Origin of the sequence: Bacillus salitolerans, from assembly GCF_042680805.1 — a bacterium.
Taxonomy (GTDB): Bacteria; Bacillota; Bacilli; order Bacillales; family SA4; genus Bacillus_CJ; species Bacillus_CJ salitolerans.
In genome coordinates, this window is record NZ_JBHUEM010000024.1 from 90,198 (window position 1) to 108,317 (window position 18,120).

The 18,120-nt window shown below is 37.2% G+C and carries 14 protein-coding genes; 3 read left to right on the forward strand and 11 right to left on the reverse strand.

All coding sequences use genetic code 11. From position 1 onward, the window contains the following. Nucleotides 1-188: 188 nt before the first annotated feature. The 5 genes from ACFSCX_RS15120 to ACFSCX_RS15140 all read right to left on the reverse strand — a co-directional run bounded on the left by ACFSCX_RS15120 (nucleotide 189) and on the right by ACFSCX_RS15140 (nucleotide 5,308). Nucleotides 189-1,178, reverse strand: coding sequence for an ABC transporter substrate-binding protein (locus ACFSCX_RS15120; RefSeq protein ID WP_377929085.1), 990 nt, complete (start codon nucleotides 1,176-1,178; stop codon nucleotides 189-191). A gap of 482 nt (nucleotides 1,179-1,660) precedes the next feature. Further along, nucleotides 1,661-2,668: a DUF1835 domain-containing protein gene (locus ACFSCX_RS15125; protein WP_377929086.1), complete on the reverse strand. Its 1,008-nt coding sequence runs from the start codon at nucleotides 2,666-2,668 to the stop codon at nucleotides 1,661-1,663. Between the two features lie 55 nt (nucleotides 2,669-2,723). Further along, entirely contained in the window at nucleotides 2,724-3,542 is an 819-nt protein-coding gene (locus tag ACFSCX_RS15130; RefSeq protein ID WP_377929087.1) for a patatin-like phospholipase family protein, read from the reverse strand. Beyond that, nucleotides 3,532-4,140, reverse strand: coding sequence for a DedA family protein (locus tag ACFSCX_RS15135; RefSeq protein ID WP_377929088.1), 609 nt, complete (start codon nucleotides 4,138-4,140; stop codon nucleotides 3,532-3,534). Before ACFSCX_RS15135 ends, ACFSCX_RS15130 begins: the two co-directional genes overlap by 11 nt. After that, nucleotides 4,133-5,308, reverse strand: coding sequence for an MGDG synthase family glycosyltransferase (locus ACFSCX_RS15140; protein ID WP_377929089.1), 1,176 nt, complete (start codon nucleotides 5,306-5,308; stop codon nucleotides 4,133-4,135). Before ACFSCX_RS15140 ends, ACFSCX_RS15135 begins: the two co-directional genes overlap by 8 nt. A 917-nt stretch (nucleotides 5,309-6,225) precedes the next feature. Between ACFSCX_RS15140 and ACFSCX_RS15145 the strand changes: the two genes are divergently transcribed. After that, nucleotides 6,226-6,900: a response regulator transcription factor gene (locus ACFSCX_RS15145; RefSeq protein WP_377929090.1), complete on the forward strand. Its 675-nt coding sequence runs from the start codon at nucleotides 6,226-6,228 to the stop codon at nucleotides 6,898-6,900. Then, nucleotides 6,897-7,895, forward strand: a complete 999-nt coding sequence (locus tag ACFSCX_RS15150) for a sensor histidine kinase (RefSeq protein WP_377929091.1) — start codon at nucleotides 6,897-6,899, stop codon at nucleotides 7,893-7,895. The genes ACFSCX_RS15145 and ACFSCX_RS15150 overlap by 4 nt, the downstream gene beginning before the upstream one ends. Nucleotides 7,896-7,897: 2 nt before the next feature. On the opposite strand, the gene ACFSCX_RS15155 is transcribed toward ACFSCX_RS15150, so the two are convergent. The 4 genes from ACFSCX_RS15155 to ACFSCX_RS15170 form a co-directional block, all read right to left on the reverse strand. Continuing rightward, nucleotides 7,898-9,856, reverse strand: a complete 1,959-nt coding sequence (locus ACFSCX_RS15155; RefSeq protein WP_377929092.1) for an FtsX-like permease family protein — start codon at nucleotides 9,854-9,856, stop codon at nucleotides 7,898-7,900. After that, the gene (locus ACFSCX_RS15160) at nucleotides 9,853-10,599 is read right to left on the reverse strand and encodes an ABC transporter ATP-binding protein (protein ID WP_377929093.1); all 747 of its coding nucleotides are present in this window, start codon (nucleotides 10,597-10,599) and stop codon (nucleotides 9,853-9,855) included. The genes ACFSCX_RS15155 and ACFSCX_RS15160 overlap by 4 nt, the downstream gene beginning before the upstream one ends. A 431-nt stretch (nucleotides 10,600-11,030) precedes the next feature. Further along, nucleotides 11,031-12,404, reverse strand: a complete 1,374-nt coding sequence (rlmD, locus tag ACFSCX_RS15165; RefSeq protein WP_377929147.1) for a 23S rRNA (uracil(1939)-C(5))-methyltransferase RlmD — start codon at nucleotides 12,402-12,404, stop codon at nucleotides 11,031-11,033. A 177-nt stretch (nucleotides 12,405-12,581) separates the two neighbouring features. After that, nucleotides 12,582-15,623: an efflux RND transporter permease subunit gene (locus ACFSCX_RS15170; RefSeq protein ID WP_377929094.1), complete on the reverse strand. Its 3,042-nt coding sequence runs from the start codon at nucleotides 15,621-15,623 to the stop codon at nucleotides 12,582-12,584. A gap of 363 nt (nucleotides 15,624-15,986) precedes the next feature. Between ACFSCX_RS15170 and ACFSCX_RS15175 the strand changes: the two genes are divergently transcribed. After that, nucleotides 15,987-16,268 (forward strand): hypothetical protein, encoded by a 282-nt coding sequence (locus tag ACFSCX_RS15175; RefSeq protein WP_377929095.1) that lies wholly within the window; start codon nucleotides 15,987-15,989, stop codon nucleotides 16,266-16,268. A 138-nt stretch (nucleotides 16,269-16,406) separates the two neighbouring features. On the opposite strand, the gene ACFSCX_RS15180 is transcribed toward ACFSCX_RS15175, so the two are convergent. Together ACFSCX_RS15180 and ACFSCX_RS15185 are read right to left on the reverse strand one after the other, a co-directional pair. Then, complete coding sequence (locus ACFSCX_RS15180) at nucleotides 16,407-17,315, reverse strand: diacylglycerol kinase (protein ID WP_377929096.1); 909 nt, start codon at nucleotides 17,313-17,315, stop codon at nucleotides 16,407-16,409. A gap of 292 nt (nucleotides 17,316-17,607) precedes the next feature. Then, nucleotides 17,608-18,021 (reverse strand): DUF4395 domain-containing protein, encoded by a 414-nt coding sequence (locus ACFSCX_RS15185; RefSeq protein WP_377929097.1) that lies wholly within the window; start codon nucleotides 18,019-18,021, stop codon nucleotides 17,608-17,610. Nucleotides 18,022-18,120: the final 99 nt, after the last annotated feature.

Below are 18,120 nucleotides of genomic sequence, written 5' to 3' on the forward strand. Positions count from 1 at the left end.
ACTTCCTTAGTTGAAACAATAAGTTAAATAATATAAGGGAGCTCAAAATTCATATACACTGCTTTCCCATCAAGGGGAGGTCAAAGATGCTTGGAAGAACACCTGCACTTAGGTTCCCAAGGCTCACGAAAACGAAAAAAGCGAGCAAGTATACTTACCGCTTTTTTCCATTTGATGTGAAAACGTATTTATTCGCTATATAAATGATGAATAGTATCCTCTACAATTAATTCTGCAGCAATTAACCCACGGAAGCGTGACCATTCATTTTGATCAACCTCGTACACATTGCCATTTTTTACAGCATTGATTTCTTGCCATAATGGATTTTGTTTCCATTCATTCACGATCGTTTCCCCACCAGATGTCATCAAAAATAAAATATCTGGATTATGCTCAATTAAAGTTTCTAAATCGATTTTATTCGTAGCATCTTCAACACCTGTACCTTGAATAGCATTTTTAAATCCTAATGTCTCAAGTAAAGAACCCGTATAGGAAGTTGATGAATGAGCATGGAACCCCGTTTCCGTTACAACTGCTGGTAAGAATGTACGGGATTCATCCGCTGGTATTTTTACTTTAAGTTCGTTAATCATTTCTTCATGTTTTGCCAGTCGTGCTTCAGCTTGTTCAGTAGCCCCTAACGCTTCTGCAATGACTGGAAATGCTTCTATATTTTGTTTGTAATCTGCACTTAAGCTAGATAATACAATGGTTGGCGCAATTTTTGAAAATTCCTCATAAGAGTCTTTATGACGTTTTAAATCAGCAATAATTAAATCCGGCTTTAAGCTAGCAATAATCTCTAAACTTGGTTCTTTTCTTGCACCAACTGACGTGTATTCTCCAATTTGCTCAGCAATTGGACCGATTATTCGCTCAGAGTCCCCATCATCAGCAATTCCGACAGGAGTAATCCCTAAAGAAGCTAAGGCATCAACAAAAGAGAATTCAAGCACAACGACACGTGTCGGTGTTCCAGTAATTTCGGTTTCTCCCATTTCATGTGTAATAACCCTTGTACCTTGTGTGTCTTGATCCGTGTTCTCATCCACTTGTTCTTCTTCCTTTTGGGATTGATCACTTGTCGTTTGACTTGTACCACACCCTGACAAGATGATGGCAAATGTCAACATGGCTACTAATGTTAATAAAAATGATAGCTTTTTATTCATGATAGTCTCTCCTCCGTTTTGATTTTGAAATTCATTCTCATTATCCCTCAAAAAAAATATGTATAGACTGATAATAATTATCAATGAATGCACCGTTTATTTTACTTACTTACTTTCACATTGTCAATATCTACTTTCACATTATTTAAACTAACAAGATAACAGGAAAGGAGAGGTAAATGGGTTTTCATTCAAGAACAAAAGGCTCAGGGCGCCCGTTCGTTTAGCCTAAGGCAGAGCAAATTCTCCCTTTTATTCATGACAGGTTATTTGACCAAGGAAAAAGTGATTTTTCTTTTTCCCTCAAGTAGGATGAAATGGCAAAGATCGTCGCCATTTCATCTTGGCTGGGTGCTTGAGCTGGATTTAGCAATAACATTTGTATAAACTAAACACCAGAAACTAATACTTTCTTAACATACGAGAAAAAGCGATTACAGAGATAATCGCTTTTTTACAATAGTATACGATTAACGTCATAGCTACTTTAATCGCACCTTATAATATCTCATACCTTTTGGGACTCCTTTAATTTCAAAAACTCCCTTATAAACAAGACTTCTAAGCCTGTATTCTAAAAATTCGTCATCAATAGCCCTTTCCATTTGTCCATAAACCTCACCAATGATTCTGGCTGCATTTATAAATTCTTGGTTCCCTTTTATTTGCTGAAGCCTTTTAGCGGTAGTAACTATATGAGGATCATAATAATTTTCCGAGATACCAGTAATGATATCATTATTTAAAATACGTAAGACCTCTTGGCTTTTACATAATTCGTTCCACTCTAACTCCAATTTATCTTTTTTATGATTACTCAAAGGAGCTCTATTCTGTTCAAAAATCATCCTCAATTTATCTGGATGTACCTCTCCAGTATGATGGATTAAATACTTTGTGTCTTTTGTATTGAAAAGTTCTTGGTACGCTAAAGATGTATTGATAACAAATATACGATTCTCTTTTTTCTTTAACAAATGGAGAAAGAATCTTAGTCCTGTCTGTTCTCCAGGGTTTTGAGAGGTCCATATCACGATCGGAAAATGTTCAGGAATGGCTTGAATTTCTTCAAGAGCATGACGAAAATTATACTCATATTCTTCTTCTAAATAATCCCTTGGGAAATTGATATGGTCCTTTAACCATTGATAGCGGTTTTGAAACCCTTCTTCTTTATGAAGATCCCATATTGGTCCTATTGTAAAAAAATCAGGAAAACCAATCACTTTATGTTTAGAACTTAATCCCACTCTAAGACCACCCGCAATTGATTCACTACTTACAATGTGAACGGTATGATAATCTCGCTGTGGTTTTTTTCTCAAATTGTGATACTGAACCAAATCATTGTATAATTCTTGTAAATCCTTGAGTTCTTTTTGGTCTTTTGACTTCAAAAGCACTTGCATTCTTAGGGTCATGTTTAATAACAATGTTTTAGCTTCACTACTAGACAGTTGATCAATTGATTTCCTAAACTCCATTACCATTTAAATCACCACTTTTCAAAGCTTCTATTTATTTACAATTAATAATAACAGCAAATTAAATAGAAGTCCTCCTTAGCCATTGATCCATATAAACAACGTTCCCAACAAGCTCTTTATTCTTTTCTTTTGCTAAAGCTTTCCTTGCTTCTTCCTGACCTAATCTTATGACAGTAGGTAAGGACTTCGGTTCAAATCTTCCGACATTAAGCAAATCAATATCCATAATGATATCTGCATGTTTTTTTATAAGCTGGTCAGTGTGTGTATGACTGGCAATATCCATATACCGGTATAAGGAAGAAATGAGCGTTGTAGGTGTTTGATTTTGTTTATTGGAGCTTATCACTCTGACAGCCGTCACATGTTTTGCCCCCATTTCTTTTACAACATCAGCTGGGTTATTATTTAATATATAACCGTCCACAAGCAATTTCCCGCCCATTTCAACTGGCAAGAATACACCTGGGACCGCAATTGAAGCACGTAACGCTTTTGCTACCTCTCCCTCCTTAATGATTGTTAGTTTTCTAGAATGTAAATCTACACAAACAACTGCAAACGGTATAGTAAGATCTGAGAAATACTTTCCTTCCGTCAGTTGAAGTAAAGTCTGATAGATTCGGTCTCCTTTTAACAAACCTTTTCGGTTAAAACCAATATCCAAATGCTTACGAATCGATAGTGCCTCAAGAGCATCTACCATTCGATCTGGGTGTAGTCCACTTGCATAAAGTCCTCCTATTACAGCCCCTGCACTTGTACCTGCTACATGTGTAATATTGATATCCTGTCTAAGCATTTCCTTCATAGCTCCGATGTGGGCGACTCCTCGCAAGCAACCGCCCCCTAACGATACTCCCGTCTCAAGCACCATCGTTCCCTCCTTCCATAATTCGCGTTTTTACCCGATTCCGCTTATTTTTCATCATGAAAAATAGACATAACATCCCTATGAAAATTCCACCTGCTGTATACACATACACACTGTGGTTTTCGTAAAAAGCCATAAAAGCTTCATAGCTACCATTAAAATAATTTCCTAATAGTAGCATCACGTAAGACCAAGGATAAATCCCAATAAATGTTAGAGCGATGTAGGGAATAAGTTTCATCTTACTCACCCCTGCTACATAAGAAATATAGTTCCCAAGCCCAAATGGGCGCGTAAGAGCTACGCTCCACATACCATAACGAACAAAAAGGTTTTTTGCCTTTTGAAACCCTTTACGTTTTGTTAATAGTCCTTCAAGCTTACTACCAATAACATAAGGGATTAAACTTGCCAAACAATAAAAAAAGCTCATTCCAGCAGCTACCCATACTGTATTCCAATAGTTAATCGGAAGAATATATCCGTAAGCTAACACAACCGCTATTCCTGGAAATGGTAGGGATGAGCCTTCTAAAAACATCGCTGCAAAGAGTCCAAGCAACCCGATGTTTTCTAACCAGTGTAAGATGGCTTCAATCACCCGAAACTCCTCCCATTATCTTCATCATCTTCTTTTCAATGATTTGGTTTATTTGTCGTCTTTGATCACGTTTATTAACAAGAGACTCGAGAAATATAAAAATTTCCTCTGGGTCTTGGAAATCTTGTGTATTCCTATATCGATATAATGATTGCTCATACTCTTTCATGACTTGTTTATTTGATAACAAATCTAGCAGCTCTATTGTATCTCTAATCGTAAAGACAAGACCTTGTTTTCTAAGATATTGCAAGTTGATTTCCTCCTGCCCTGGAAGTACGGAATGAATAAAAATGGGCACCTTCTTTTTTAAGGATTCACTAATTGTTACTCCCCCTGGCTTCGTAATAATAGCATCTGCCAGGTCATACCATTTATTCATTTCCGATCTGGAAGAAATATAAGGTAAGGGTTGAATATTAGGATTATTCAAGTTAGACACTTCTTGAAATAACGAATGATTATTACCGCACAACACTTTAAACGTTAACTGTCCATCTTTTTTGACCTTTGTCAAAAGCTCCATAATGTTCCCAAGCCCTGCGCTACCGCCCGAGAGAAGGATCGTAATCGGATGTTCTTCTTTCTTTCTAGAAGATGGACTAGAAAAACTCTCGTCTACAGGGATACCGGTAACCTTTATTTTATTTGCAGGTATGTGAAACTCCTCCATTAATTGATTTTTCATCCTGATATCGGAGACAAAGTGATATTCAATCATTTCCTTCCCCCATACATCATTTACGAAAAAGTCAGTATATATATTCACAACTGGAACATCGCAAGCACCATATTGTTTAAGACGGTTCAATAAGTAAGATGGAAAAGCATGGGTACAAATAATCAAATCCGGCTTTTCTTCCATAATAATCTCTTCCATCTTATGCTGAAATAGCATTTCATAGTGTTTATAAGAACGATTTTGCTTCGATTTATACGCAAGCTTTCTATAAATCCACGCATAGGATTCTGGAAACTTCTGAATCCACCCCAAATACGTTTTCGTAATCATCGATTCCAGGTGTGGGTTCCATCTATTTAGTAAGTCGATCTTTTTACATTGAATGTCTGTGGATCTTGAGGAAACATAATTCATAACAGAATTTGCAACTTGATGATGGCCCGAAGGCAAACTATCTAGCAATGGAAAAAATAATATTTTCTTCAATCGAAAAGCACCTCTTTTCAGTAGTTAACCATATAGGATGGTTGGCTGATTCGTTAACATGATTCTGTCTCCTTATAGTATGCTTCTATTATAAAGAGCAAAAGTTAAGATACTCTTAATGAAAACCTTAAGAATTTATGAAGTTCTTATTAATAGAATCTATAAATTCGGAAGCTCTAGCTTCATTAATAATCCTATATAATACTTTATGTGTTCATCTTACAGTAATACCCATATACAATTAATGTACTTGAGCTATATTTTTATATAAGTCTAGAGGCTTATATTGGAGAATATTCTTTCTTAAATAATAGGCGCTGAGGCAGGAATAAGCTTACCAATCCATTATCCACAATGTGAAAATATTATATTTACGATAAATAAATATAAAAAACGACTCACATTACGTATACAAATGGCAGTCGTTTCTCATATGTATTTATTTGTTGTTGAAGTTATCATTCAACCAAGTCATTCATTCTCTCGTGAATAATCTTTACTTTCATGAATCCTACCTTTAAGGCTCTTATTTTTATTACTATCTATTCTAATTCAATATTCAGGTAATTTCTACAATGTTTTGTATTAAATTACAAATTAACCAAATCGTTACAATTTTAATAGTAACTTTACTAATGCCTCACAATGACTTAATTGGTAATCACAGATATAGTGTAGTAGTGTATACGTTCAATTACTAGAATCATTAGCCGTTAATAAGAACCTTTTCCACAATCGCGCCTTATGGCGGAGGATATGGATACACCTTATTCAAGTTTATACTCCATAATAGAGTGTAATTCTACTTCACTTCTATCTATAGAAGTTCCTTTCACTCAATTCTTGCTTATTAAAAATCGTAAAAAGTTTGTGCTAAAATATATGAAGTGACCACTATTAAAATGATGAGGGATTACATGTATAGAATAATGATGATTGAGGACGATGAAACAATAAGACGAATTGTCACTGATACGTTGAAAAAGTGGAAGTATGATGTGGTGGAAGTAACCCAATTTGACCAGGTGCTAACGGAATTTGAGCAGACAAATCCACACCTTCTTCTATTAGATATCAATCTTCCGGTTTTTGATGGATACTATTGGTGCCAGCAAATTCGCTCTGTTTCGAAAGTGCCGATTATATTCCTATCCTCCAGAAATCAGAATATGGATATCATTATGGCGATTAATATGGGTGGGGATGATTTTATCCAGAAGCCATTTGAATTGGATATTCTTGTCGCAAAAATCAGTGCGCTCATTCGCCGGAAGTATACCTATCAGGAAGATGAGAATATCAGATTGATCCACAGAGGCTTGAAATTACATGTAACCAATTCAAGTATTGAATATAATGGGCAAATAACTGAGTTAAGTCGGAATGAATTCATCCTTTTACAAGTAATGATGCGGAATATCGGGAAAATTGTTTCACGCGAGGACTTAATGCAGGCACTATGGAATGAAGAACAGTTCGTCGATGATAACACACTTACCGTAAACGTGAACCGGATGCGCAGGAAAATTACAGCACTTGGACTAGAGGAGTTTATTGTCACACGGAAAGGAATGGGGTATTTGATCGAATGACCTTCCTTCGCTTTCTAACCTATGAAAAGAATTATATTTTTCTGTATTTAACTAGTTTTCTCATCACTGCCGCGGTATTTTTTGTTGATCGTAATGGCGAATGGGCATGGGGGACATTTTTCTATGCCTTCACCCTGTCTTCGATTGTGTTGCTCGGTTTTTTGCTATTTCGGTATCAGCAACATGTACGTGTAATCCGACATATGAAAAAAGATGAAGATCATGACTCTTTATCACTGGAAGGAGAATATAAGGGAGCGCACATCGATGAGCTGAAAAATCAGCATATTCGTGAAATGAATCGGATTCAAGATAGGCAGAATGAGCATTATGATTTTATCGTTTCCTGGTTCCATGAAATCAAAACGCCGATTGCGGTTCTTCGCTTACTGCAGCAAACCGATATGGACTCGGGTAGTTTAAGGGAAGAGATTACGAAGATTGAAAATTACGTCGATCAAGCTCTCTATTACGCCAAGCTAGATAGCTTTAACCAGGATTATGATATTCAAAATTGTGACGTTATCCAGATTTCGAAGGAGATTGTAAAGTCTCATTCGAGAACTTTTTTTTCTAAAAAAATCCGAATTACTATTCAGGAAGCTTCACTCGAGATCCAAAGTGATCCAAAGTGGCTGCAGTTTATTATCAACCAGTTATTAACGAATAGTTTAAAATATACAGAGCCGGGTGGGGGGATTACCATTTCTGCACTCGAAACACCGCAAGAAAAACAGCTGATATTTTGGGACAATGGGATTGGGATAAGTCAAAAGGACGTACCGCGCCTTTTTAACCGAGGGTTTACCGGAGAAACAGGACGCATCTATTCGAAGTCGACAGGAATGGGGTTGTATTTAGCTCAAGCTTTATCGAACAAACTTGGCCATTATATTACCTGCACGTCCGAGGCCGGTGAATTTACTCAATTCATTATTCATTTTCCAAAGGATTTTGATCCGTATTTAACACTACAAAAAACAGAAGGTGAGTAAACTCACCTTCTGTTTTTTTCGTTGATAATTTTGTAGTAAATAGATGTTGATGATACATAAAAAATTAGATAGGTTAACACGTATAATCCCATCACAGAAAATATAATTGTCGTTAAGGATGGCAAATCCTTTATTACTAGTATGACAGTGTAGTATAAAAGATACCAACTGTGTAACAATCCAAGTATTAGTGGAGGTAAAAATACGAACAACAATTGTTTCCGAATAATCCTTTTTATTTCCTTGTCACCAACACCAATTTTCCGCAAAATTGCGTAGTGTTCTCGCTCTTCTGTAGCCTCGCGGAGCTGTTTAAAGTATATAACACTTCCTAACGCAAACAATGCAATGACTGCAAAAAACGCAACGGAGAACAATATTAAAGAGGACGACTCAGTATCAATGGAATACATATCTATATAGGCTGAATAATATGCTCCTTCTGTTTTCATAACAATATCGTATATTTTTCGTGATACATCATTAGATGTTTTCGGATCTTTGATTTGATAAATTTCAAAGGAAGATAGCGTACGATTTTCTTTTACGTGCTCAAAAGCTTCATCTGAAATAACGAGTACAGAAGGTTGAGGACCCGTATCTCCACCCGGATTTGTTGGGATACTTAACAACGGATATCGTATCTTTTCGACTACATGAAAAGTGTTATCATCTAAAACCGTAATTTCAGGCTGATGACTTTCATATTTTGTCGGTTCATCAATTCCCCTTGTTAAAACAATGGCTTCTACACCTTCTACATCTACTTTTTCACCAACTCCACGTAAATCAACAATTGCATTTAATTGTGACTCTGGAAATAGGTAAAACTCTTCTGTGTAATATTCGGGATAGCTAAAAAACGTTTTTCTGTTTGAGATTTTTTCTGTTTGAATCCCCGTAATGGTTTCATGACCAATAATTGGATGTGATTCATTCATCATTTTGTCAATATGTTTTTGTGTTTCATCATCTTGAGTCGAAAAAGCAAAATGGTTTGGAAACTCTTTTTTCACTACTTCACCTTTCATAGCATAATCTACGGCAATAAATCCAACTGCAAAGATGACAATAGCACTGATCAGTGAATTAAATGTAAAGTTTACTGTATTTCCTCGGATAGAAAAACGAAGAGAGGAAACCCATAACATTTTGTTACCTTTAAAGTAATTTTTACTTTGACTCATTTTTTGTAAAACCCATCCCGAAAACTGGCGGAAAAATAAATATGTTCCAACAATCAATGACACTGTAGTAGCAATTAATGCTTCTTTAAAATAATCGTTCCATATGTTTGTATCTCCTGCTATGGTAATCGTATAGTACGACATCACAATCAATAGGATGGACAATATCGCAAAAGGCATGGAAAATTTAAGTGGTTTGTCCATTTTTTCTTTTGCATGAAACAATTCAACTAACTGCACACGACGTACGTTTAAATAACTTTGAATTGTAATAATACCGATTAACAAAGTGAATAACAAAATGGTTGAGATGATTGCTTCTTGTGGAAAAGCAAAAGAAATATCGTCATTGTAGTTCATTAAGTTCATTAATACCATACCGAAAAATTTCGATAGGAATCCACCAATTAATATACCGCTGGATACAGAAATGGCGCTTAGAAATAACGTTTCAAAAAAGACCATTGTGGCAACTTGTCTTTCTTTCATCCCGTAAAGTAGATACATACCAAATTCTTTTTTCCGCTGTTTCATAAAAAATGAGTTCGCGTACAAGATAAAGAACACAATAAACAGAAAGACGATAATCGAGGCAATGAAAATAATCTTTCCGTAGTTATCTTTATTTTGAATGGCTGTAACTACGTCCTCGTTATACATTAAACTGGAAAAGGTAAAGTAAATGACAACCCCGACAAGCATGGAAATGAAATATATGGTATACAAACGGAAATTCCGCCTCACATTCCTCCATGATAAATCAACTAAGCTCATCGCCTTTCGCCCCCTATAACACTTTGGATCGTCAGGATTCGGTCAAAGAATTCTTTTTCGGATTGTTCACCTTTAAACATTTCATTGACGATTTTTCCGTCGCGGAGAAAAATAACGCGCCGGCAGTAGCTTGCAGCATACGGATCGTGAGTAATCATCAGAATCGTTGTTTTTAACGTACTATTGAGTAATTGAATTTGTTCAAGTAGCTGGGTAGCAGACCTAGAATCAAGTGCACCCGTCGGTTCATCAGCAAACACAATCGCTGGATTGGTAATAAGTGCCCGCGCTGCAGCCGTTCGCTGCTTTTGTCCTCCAGAAATTTCAGACGGATATTGATGTATAATCGATTCAATATTTAATGCTTCAACTAATTTCGCTAGCCTCTGCTCCATTTCAAGGGCAGGTGTTTTTTGTAACGAGAGCGGAAGCAGGATATTTTCCTTAACCGTCAATGTATCCAGCAAGTTATAATCTTGAAAGATAAATCCCATTCGCTTTTGACGAAATTCTCGTAATGCTTTCTTTTTCAAATCTAACAGCAATTTCCCTTCAATCCATACATCCCCGCCGTTAAAGGCATCAATCGCCCCAAGGGTATTCATTAATGTTGTTTTCCCAGATCCAGATGGCCCCATAATCGCTGTGAATTCGCCTTCTTCAATTGTTAAATCAATATTTTTTAATACTTGTGTTTTACCGTAAGATTTCGATAGGTTCTTTGTTTGGATAACTTTAGACATTGTTCCATCCTCCTTCACAACTCTACTATACCGACTGAATTGCCCATCAACCATCGATATAACAACATCTAATGTGACATTTTTGTCATGTTGCGTAAAGAATCGTCCATTTTCATTTTAAGTTTGCTCTATAACTTCTAGTAATGTACAAACCTTCACCATTTTTTAATCGGCAAGTTAACAATCCAGCGCGGTTGGTTTTCCTGAACAAAAGGCTCGGAGCGCCCCGTTTAGCCATGACAAGCAAATAACCTGTCATGAAATAAAGGTCATGACAGGTTATTTGACCTCGAGTAGGATGCAATGGCAAAGATTGTCGCTATTTTTCTTGGCTGGGCGTTGGAGCTGGATTTTACAGTAACATTGTAAAAACTAAGCACTAGAAACTTCTACTTTAAAAGAAAAACAGAGACCTAACTGGTCCCTGTAATCTATTGTAAAACTAACTTTGCAACTGCCTCACAGTGTGTTGTGTGCGGAAACATATCTACTGGTTGTACCTCTATCGTTTTAAAACCACCATCTTCAAGTACCCGTAAATCTCTTGCCAAGGTTGCCGGATTACAAGATACATACACAACCTTCTTCGGTTTCATTTTAATAATCGTGTCTAATAATGTCTCGTCACATCCTTTACGAGGTGGATCGACCACAAGAACGTCCGCATGAATTCCTTGTGCATACCACCATGGAATCACCTTTTCTGCCTCACCAACTGCAAATTCCACATTTTCGATTCCGTTCAATCTAGCATTACGTTTAGCATCAGAAATGGCCTCTGGAACAATTTCTACTCCATATACGTGTTTGGCTCTCTGTGCTAAAAACAAAGAGATGGTCCCAATCCCGCAATACGCATCAATAACGGTCTCACTTCCATTTAAGCTGGCAAATTCGAGCGTCTTATCGTAAAGGACTTTCGTTTGCTTCGGATTTACTTGGTAAAAAGACTTTGCCGAAATGGCGAACTTGATATCACCGATATAATCATGGATATATTCTTCTCCGTAAAGGACTTTCGTCTTATCACCTAATATGACATTCGTTCTTTTTGCATTTATATTTTGAACGACAGATTTTATTTTCGGGGAAATATCCACTATTTCCTGAATCATCTGACTTTTGTTAGGTAGTTTCTCTTCTTTTGTGACAAGAACAATCATCGCCTCTTCTGTTACTTGTCCGTAGCGAGCCATAATGTGGCGCAAGGTTCCAGTGTGACGCTCTTCATTGTAAGCTCGAACGCCATACTTTTCAAAAATCCCCTTAACTGCTTGTACGATCTCATCATTTAGTTGTTCTTGAATAAGACATTTGTCCATATCAATAATGTCATGTGACCTTTGTTGATAAAATCCAGCTACTAGACCTCCTTCTCTTTCACCAACAGGCACTTGAGCCTTATTACGATAACGCCAAGGTTCGGCCATTCCCAACACATTATGCACCATTACGTTATCCAGCTTTCCAATTCTAGAAAGAACACCTTCAACTTGCTTTTTCTTCGCCAATAGCTGACCTTCATAACTCATATGCTGCAGCTGACAACCCCCGCATTTATGATAAATAGGACAATCCGGCTCTACTCGAAATTCACTTTCTACCTCAAGCTCCATTAAACGCCCAAATGCGTACCCTTTGTTTATTTTTATTACTTTGACCGTCCCTTTTTCTCCTGGTAGAGCTCCAGGGACAAAAATAGGGTATCCATTTATCTTTGCCACTCCTGCACCGTCATGAGTCAGGTCCTCAAAGGTTACCTCATACATTTCATTTTTTTGAACAGGTACCGTTCCTTTTGCCATATACGTTTCGTCTTCCTTTTCCGTTAAATTGACTGCCATGATTGTACCACACATAGCCATTCGATTTCTAATGATCCTGTGAAACAAACGTGTGAAACAAGAAAAACCGGGTGGTGACTGTCACTTGTCGAAAAAAAATCCAACCCTTCTACTAGTCGGGTTGGATTGGTTTGGGTTTTATGCTACCTCTTCAGCTACTTCTTCTGATACTCTTTTTCGTTTTTTCTTTCCAATGTTCGAGACGGATGAGAATAAACGGTATACTACTGGCACTAACAGTAGGGTGATTAGTGTTGAGAATAATAATCCAGAGATTATGACTGTTGCCATTGGAGCTTGGTAGTTACCAGATCCTCCTGTCGCTAAGGCTAGTGGTAACATTCCGCCAACGGTTGTTAAGGTAGTCATGAAAATCGGCCTGATCCGATCGTTCCCCGCTTGTACGAGAGCCTCCTGGACTGAATACCCTTCTTTTCGTAACTGGTTCGTACGGTCAATCAATAGAATCGCGTTGTTTAAGACAATGCCAATTAACATGACAACCCCCATTCCCGACATGACACTCAATTCCCGCTGGGTAATAAATAGTCCTCCAATAACTCCTACGAATGTCATTGGGATAACCGACATGACAATAATTGGTTGGGAAAGGCTATTAAACTGAACAGCCATTACAAGATACACCAAGAAAATCGCAATTCCTAAAACAAGCAGCATTTCTTGCATTAATTGTTGCTGTGTTTCTAAATCACCCGCCGTTGATACATCATAACTTACAGGTGTTTGAAAATCCTCTATTATTTTTTGAACATCTCGATTGATGGCCCCTAAATCTCGGCCCTTAATATCGGCAGAAACTGTGATGTATCTCTCACCTTCTTTGTGCGATATTTCGTTTGGTGTCTCAATCGTTTTAAGTTCTATAAAGTTACGTAATTCTTTTTCACCAGTGATAGTTGGAATCTTTAATCCTAACAGGTCACTCTTTGAAGTGGTTGATTCCTTCCACTTTACTACAATTGGAAGTGTTTCGTTCTCGACTGCCATCTCAGCAATTGGCATTTGCATAAAAGCTTGCTGGATATACTGTTTAATTTGAGGTGTAATGAGTCCAGCTTCTTCAATGTCTTCAGACTTCAATTCAATTAGTTGTTGTTGTGACTTACGATCGATTGAAGTTGAAACTTGAACAATTCCATCTATAGATTCCAGTTCCTGCTTGAAATCCTGAGCTAGCTGCTGTAGAACATTAAAGTCATTTCCACTAATCGTGACCTGTACTGGGTAGCCTCCACCACCTGCCATTGCATCATGCGCACTCCTGATTGGATAGTTTTCCTGCAAACCACGTAACGAGCTGAGAATTTCTTCATTGATTGCCTTTTGTTCTCTCGTAATTTCATCTCCCTTTGTCATATTCACAATAAGAGAAAAGTGGTTTCCATCATCCATAATATAGTTTGATTCTACGTCTTTTATAGTAGATAAGACTTCGTTCATTTCAATCATAATTTTTTCTTTTTCGTCAAGAGGTACACCTGTTTCTAACACAACTGAAAGCTGTGCAAAACGATTAAACATATCAGGCATAATAATCATCGGAATTTTTGAAACTAAAAACGTCGAACCAACAAGTATAACAAAAAATAATGTAATGACGGCCAGACTGTTTCGTTTTTTCTTAACTGACCAAGCGACTAACCTTGTATATGCTTTTGAAATTTTCCCTTCTTTTTTTACAGATGTTTTGCTGTTTACTTTCAAGAATTTCTCCGCTAAAGAAGGTATGAGGGTAAACGATACAACGACTGAGCTAATCAAGGTTATCGCCACAACCACTGATAGCATGATCATAAACGATCCTGCTTCACCACCAAGTAAACCAATTGGCAAGAACACCACAATAGTCGTTAACATGGAAGCAATAACAGCTGTTGCTACTTCCTTGACACCTTCTATAACCGCATCAAACGATTGCAGACCTTGCACTTTTTTTCGGTAAATAGATTCTAGAATGACAATCGAGGAGTCTACCATCATTCCAATACCAAGACCTAAACCAATCAAGGTCAAAATATTAAAGCTGTAATCAAAATACCACATGGAAGCAAATGTAAGTAAAATAGACGTCGGAATGGATAACCCAATAATCAGAGTAGCTCTTACATTTCGTAAGAATAATAGCAGAATGAGAACGGCAATCCCGCCACCAATTAATATATTACTAGTTACACCATCAATTGATTCTTTTACATAGTCTGCTTGTGAAACAATTTCCGTTAACTCAAACCCTGTAATTAAGTTCTCTTCATCAATCTTTTTAATCTCAGCCCTTACCGCTTCCGCTAAATCAATCTGGGTAAAATCAGCTGTACGTGCAATTTGAACAAAAATAATATCCTTTGAACCATTCTTCCAAACAAATGACGAGCTCGCTTGCTTCTCAATTGATACATCTGCTATATCTTTTACTTCAATAAAACCAGTATGAATCGGTACTTTTATTGATTCCACATCCTGAACACTTTCTAGTTTCGTATCCCAGCGTAAGGTAGGGGAATCAGTTTCACCACTTAGTTCTCCAAGTGTAGCTTCGTCATTTCCTTGTTGAATTGCACCAATAACATGCGAAATATCGATTCCATTTTTGATTAACTTCTCTCTATCAAACTCAATTAGCATTTCATGCTTTTGGTTACCAGATAGTAGGACATCTTTTACCTCTGGCAATGCTTCTAATCTTGGTTCCAAAATCTCCTCTGCAAATGACGTCATGTCCTCGACTTCTCCCCCGGCTAAATCAAGGAAAAACTCATAATTCCCACTTGTGCTTAATTGAAAGGCCGTGGCATCTTTTACACCGTTCATATCAGCTGTGAGCAAGTTTACTGTAGATTCCAGCTCTTTAAATACTTCATCACCCCGCCCGCGTTCAAACGTAACTGATATCGAGCTTCTACCTATTGCAGTTGTGGATTGAACTTCTTCAACGCCGTCTATTGATGCAATTTGTTGTTCTAACTGATTCGTGATTGTTTGCTCTACTTCAACTGCTGCCATTTCTCCTGCATTTACTTCTACAAACGCACTATCAAAAGAAACTGCTGGCATTAATTCTTTATCTAACTTGAATACGGCATAGCTTCCCACTAAGATGACAAGTACCGATAATAAACCAACTAGTATTTTTCGATTAACTATAAATTTTATTAAATTCATCATGATTCTCCTTACTCATCTTTTTTTACTATCCCTTCGCTTTCCATAAACAATATAGCTGATTTAAGAGTCATATTATAAGTGAATTCGGTCACATCCTTAGTCATAAATTCCGAATGACTCATCCTTCTAAAAAAACCGATACCTTGTGTTTTACCTCTTTGGTCAAACAATTTTTATATTCCCACTCGCTTTTTGTTCAGAGGAAGCGTACACAAAACAAAGCCTTCCTTTTTAAGCTTCTTCAACTAATTCAAACATGACCGTCATATTACTTTTGTGGTATGGACTAGTTAAAAGTTAGACCGTTTTTAATCTAGTTGCATATGATAAGGAAAGTTTAAAGAAAGATAGGTGAAAATAATGGTTTCATATTATCGGCCACACGGTGGCGGAGGACACGCAAGCTGGGGGCATGGGACAGGACATGCAACATGGGGACATGGTGGAACTTGGGGACCGCATCACGGATGGGGGTATAATCCTGGATTTGCAGCAGGAACTGCCACTGGCTTAGTACTAGGTGCAGCTGCTTCTCCTGGGGCTTATCCCGCTCCATATCCGTACCCAGCGCCTTATCCATATCCGGCACCATATCCACAACAAACGTATCCAGCTCCATATTATCCGCAAGGCCAATATTAACCACTAAAAAGACATCCCTTTTATGGATGTCTTTTTAGTATCTATCAGGAAAACTACAACCGTGAAACATATTTTGTGAAACAAGAAAAACCGGGAAGTGACTGTCACTAAAAAAAAAACAGACCAAGGATGGTCTGTTTATGAGTAGAGTTGATTGATTTTACTGTTGGATACAAATACATCTAAATGTTGATAGTAGTTCATGAATTCACCTGGTAGTAGTCCGCCGTATTCACCGTCTAGGTTTAATTGCATTTTTTCAGTTGTCTTTACTTTAACACGGTTCGCTTTTGAATAGATGATAGCTGGGTCGTTCATGTGATCACCTTTAAGGGCTAGTGATGCAATTCTCACGATATCAGCTAAGTTTGTTTTCTTGACGATGATAAGGTCGAACATTCCATCGTTAAAACAAGCAGTAGGTGCTAGTTTTTCAAAACCACCGACCGAATTTGTGTTACATACAAGAAATAGCATAATCTCTCCCTCAAAAAACTTCCCATCATATTCAATTTCAACATGGGTCGGTTTAATCGAAGGTAAGATTTCCATTCCTTTTAAATAGTACGCTAATTGTCCAAGTACCGTTTTTAGTTTGCTGGGTACTTCATAAGTAAGCTCCGTTAACCTTCCACCACCTGCAATGTTAATGAAGAATTGTCCGTTTACCTTACCTAAATCGATAGGAAGGGTGGCACCTTCGCATATAATGTTGGTCGCTTCCTCAATGGTACGCGGTACACCAAGAGCCCTTGCGAAGTCGTTTGTGGTTCCTACAGGGATGATCCCAAGCTTTGGACGATTTTCTAGCTCTGCTAAACCATTGACCACTTCATTAATCGTTCCATCACCACCTGCGGCAATTACAACATCAAATTGTCGTTCTACTGCATCGCGAGCAGCATTCGTCGCGTCACCAGCACCTGTCGTTGCATGACATGATGTCTCATAACCAGCAATCTCCATTTTCTGTAAAACCTCAGGTAAATGTTTTTTGAATAATTCTCTTCCTGACGTTGGGTTATAAATAATCCGTGCTCTTTTCATTATCATCATCCTGTTTCTTTTATATCAACTTAAAATAAAATCTTACTTTCGTCTTTCACGGTGCTAGCTTGGGAGTCAAAGTAATCTTTCGGTCTTACAAGCCTACTGCAAGTAGTTAAGGTATATTCTTTTCCATAATGTTATAGACCGATCTTCATGTATTTATGTCTAATCTCCCAGTGTTTTGCCTTATTCATTATAACGGAAAATTTATACATTTCAACTTTTAACCACTTTCACCATTATTCCCTGTTCTACTTTTCGCAAACAAAAAACGTCCATTAAGAACGTTTTACTTTGATTTGAACTCGTGATGATGTTTCCACATTAAGTATCGATACCGAATGGTACATCCGATACAATAACCACTTAATGCTAACGCGGAAGCTATGATAACCATTCCACTGAAAATATAACCAATCACTGTATATTTAATTGTAAACGCAAGTAATGATATTCCCAGGCAGATTGTTGCAATCCATTGATTAAATAGCTGCTGCTCACGGTCTTCTTGTCTATACTGATTAAATGGTTTCTTTAGAAACACCTTGCCCATTAACATAACTGGATTTTGTTTCGTGACTACTGTGATAACTCCAGCTACAAAAGGGAGAAGTAATAATAGTTTTCCGAAAAATAAGCTTATTAAAACAGTTATCAAAATGAATGATTGATTTATTTGGACTAAAGGCTTCGGTATATTCAATTCTATCCCTCCTTATTATGCTCATTATACCAAGTGATTTAGTTGGTTTTCAATCATATGAAATATTGTTTTCATATTCGTCTATACTAATCAAAACGA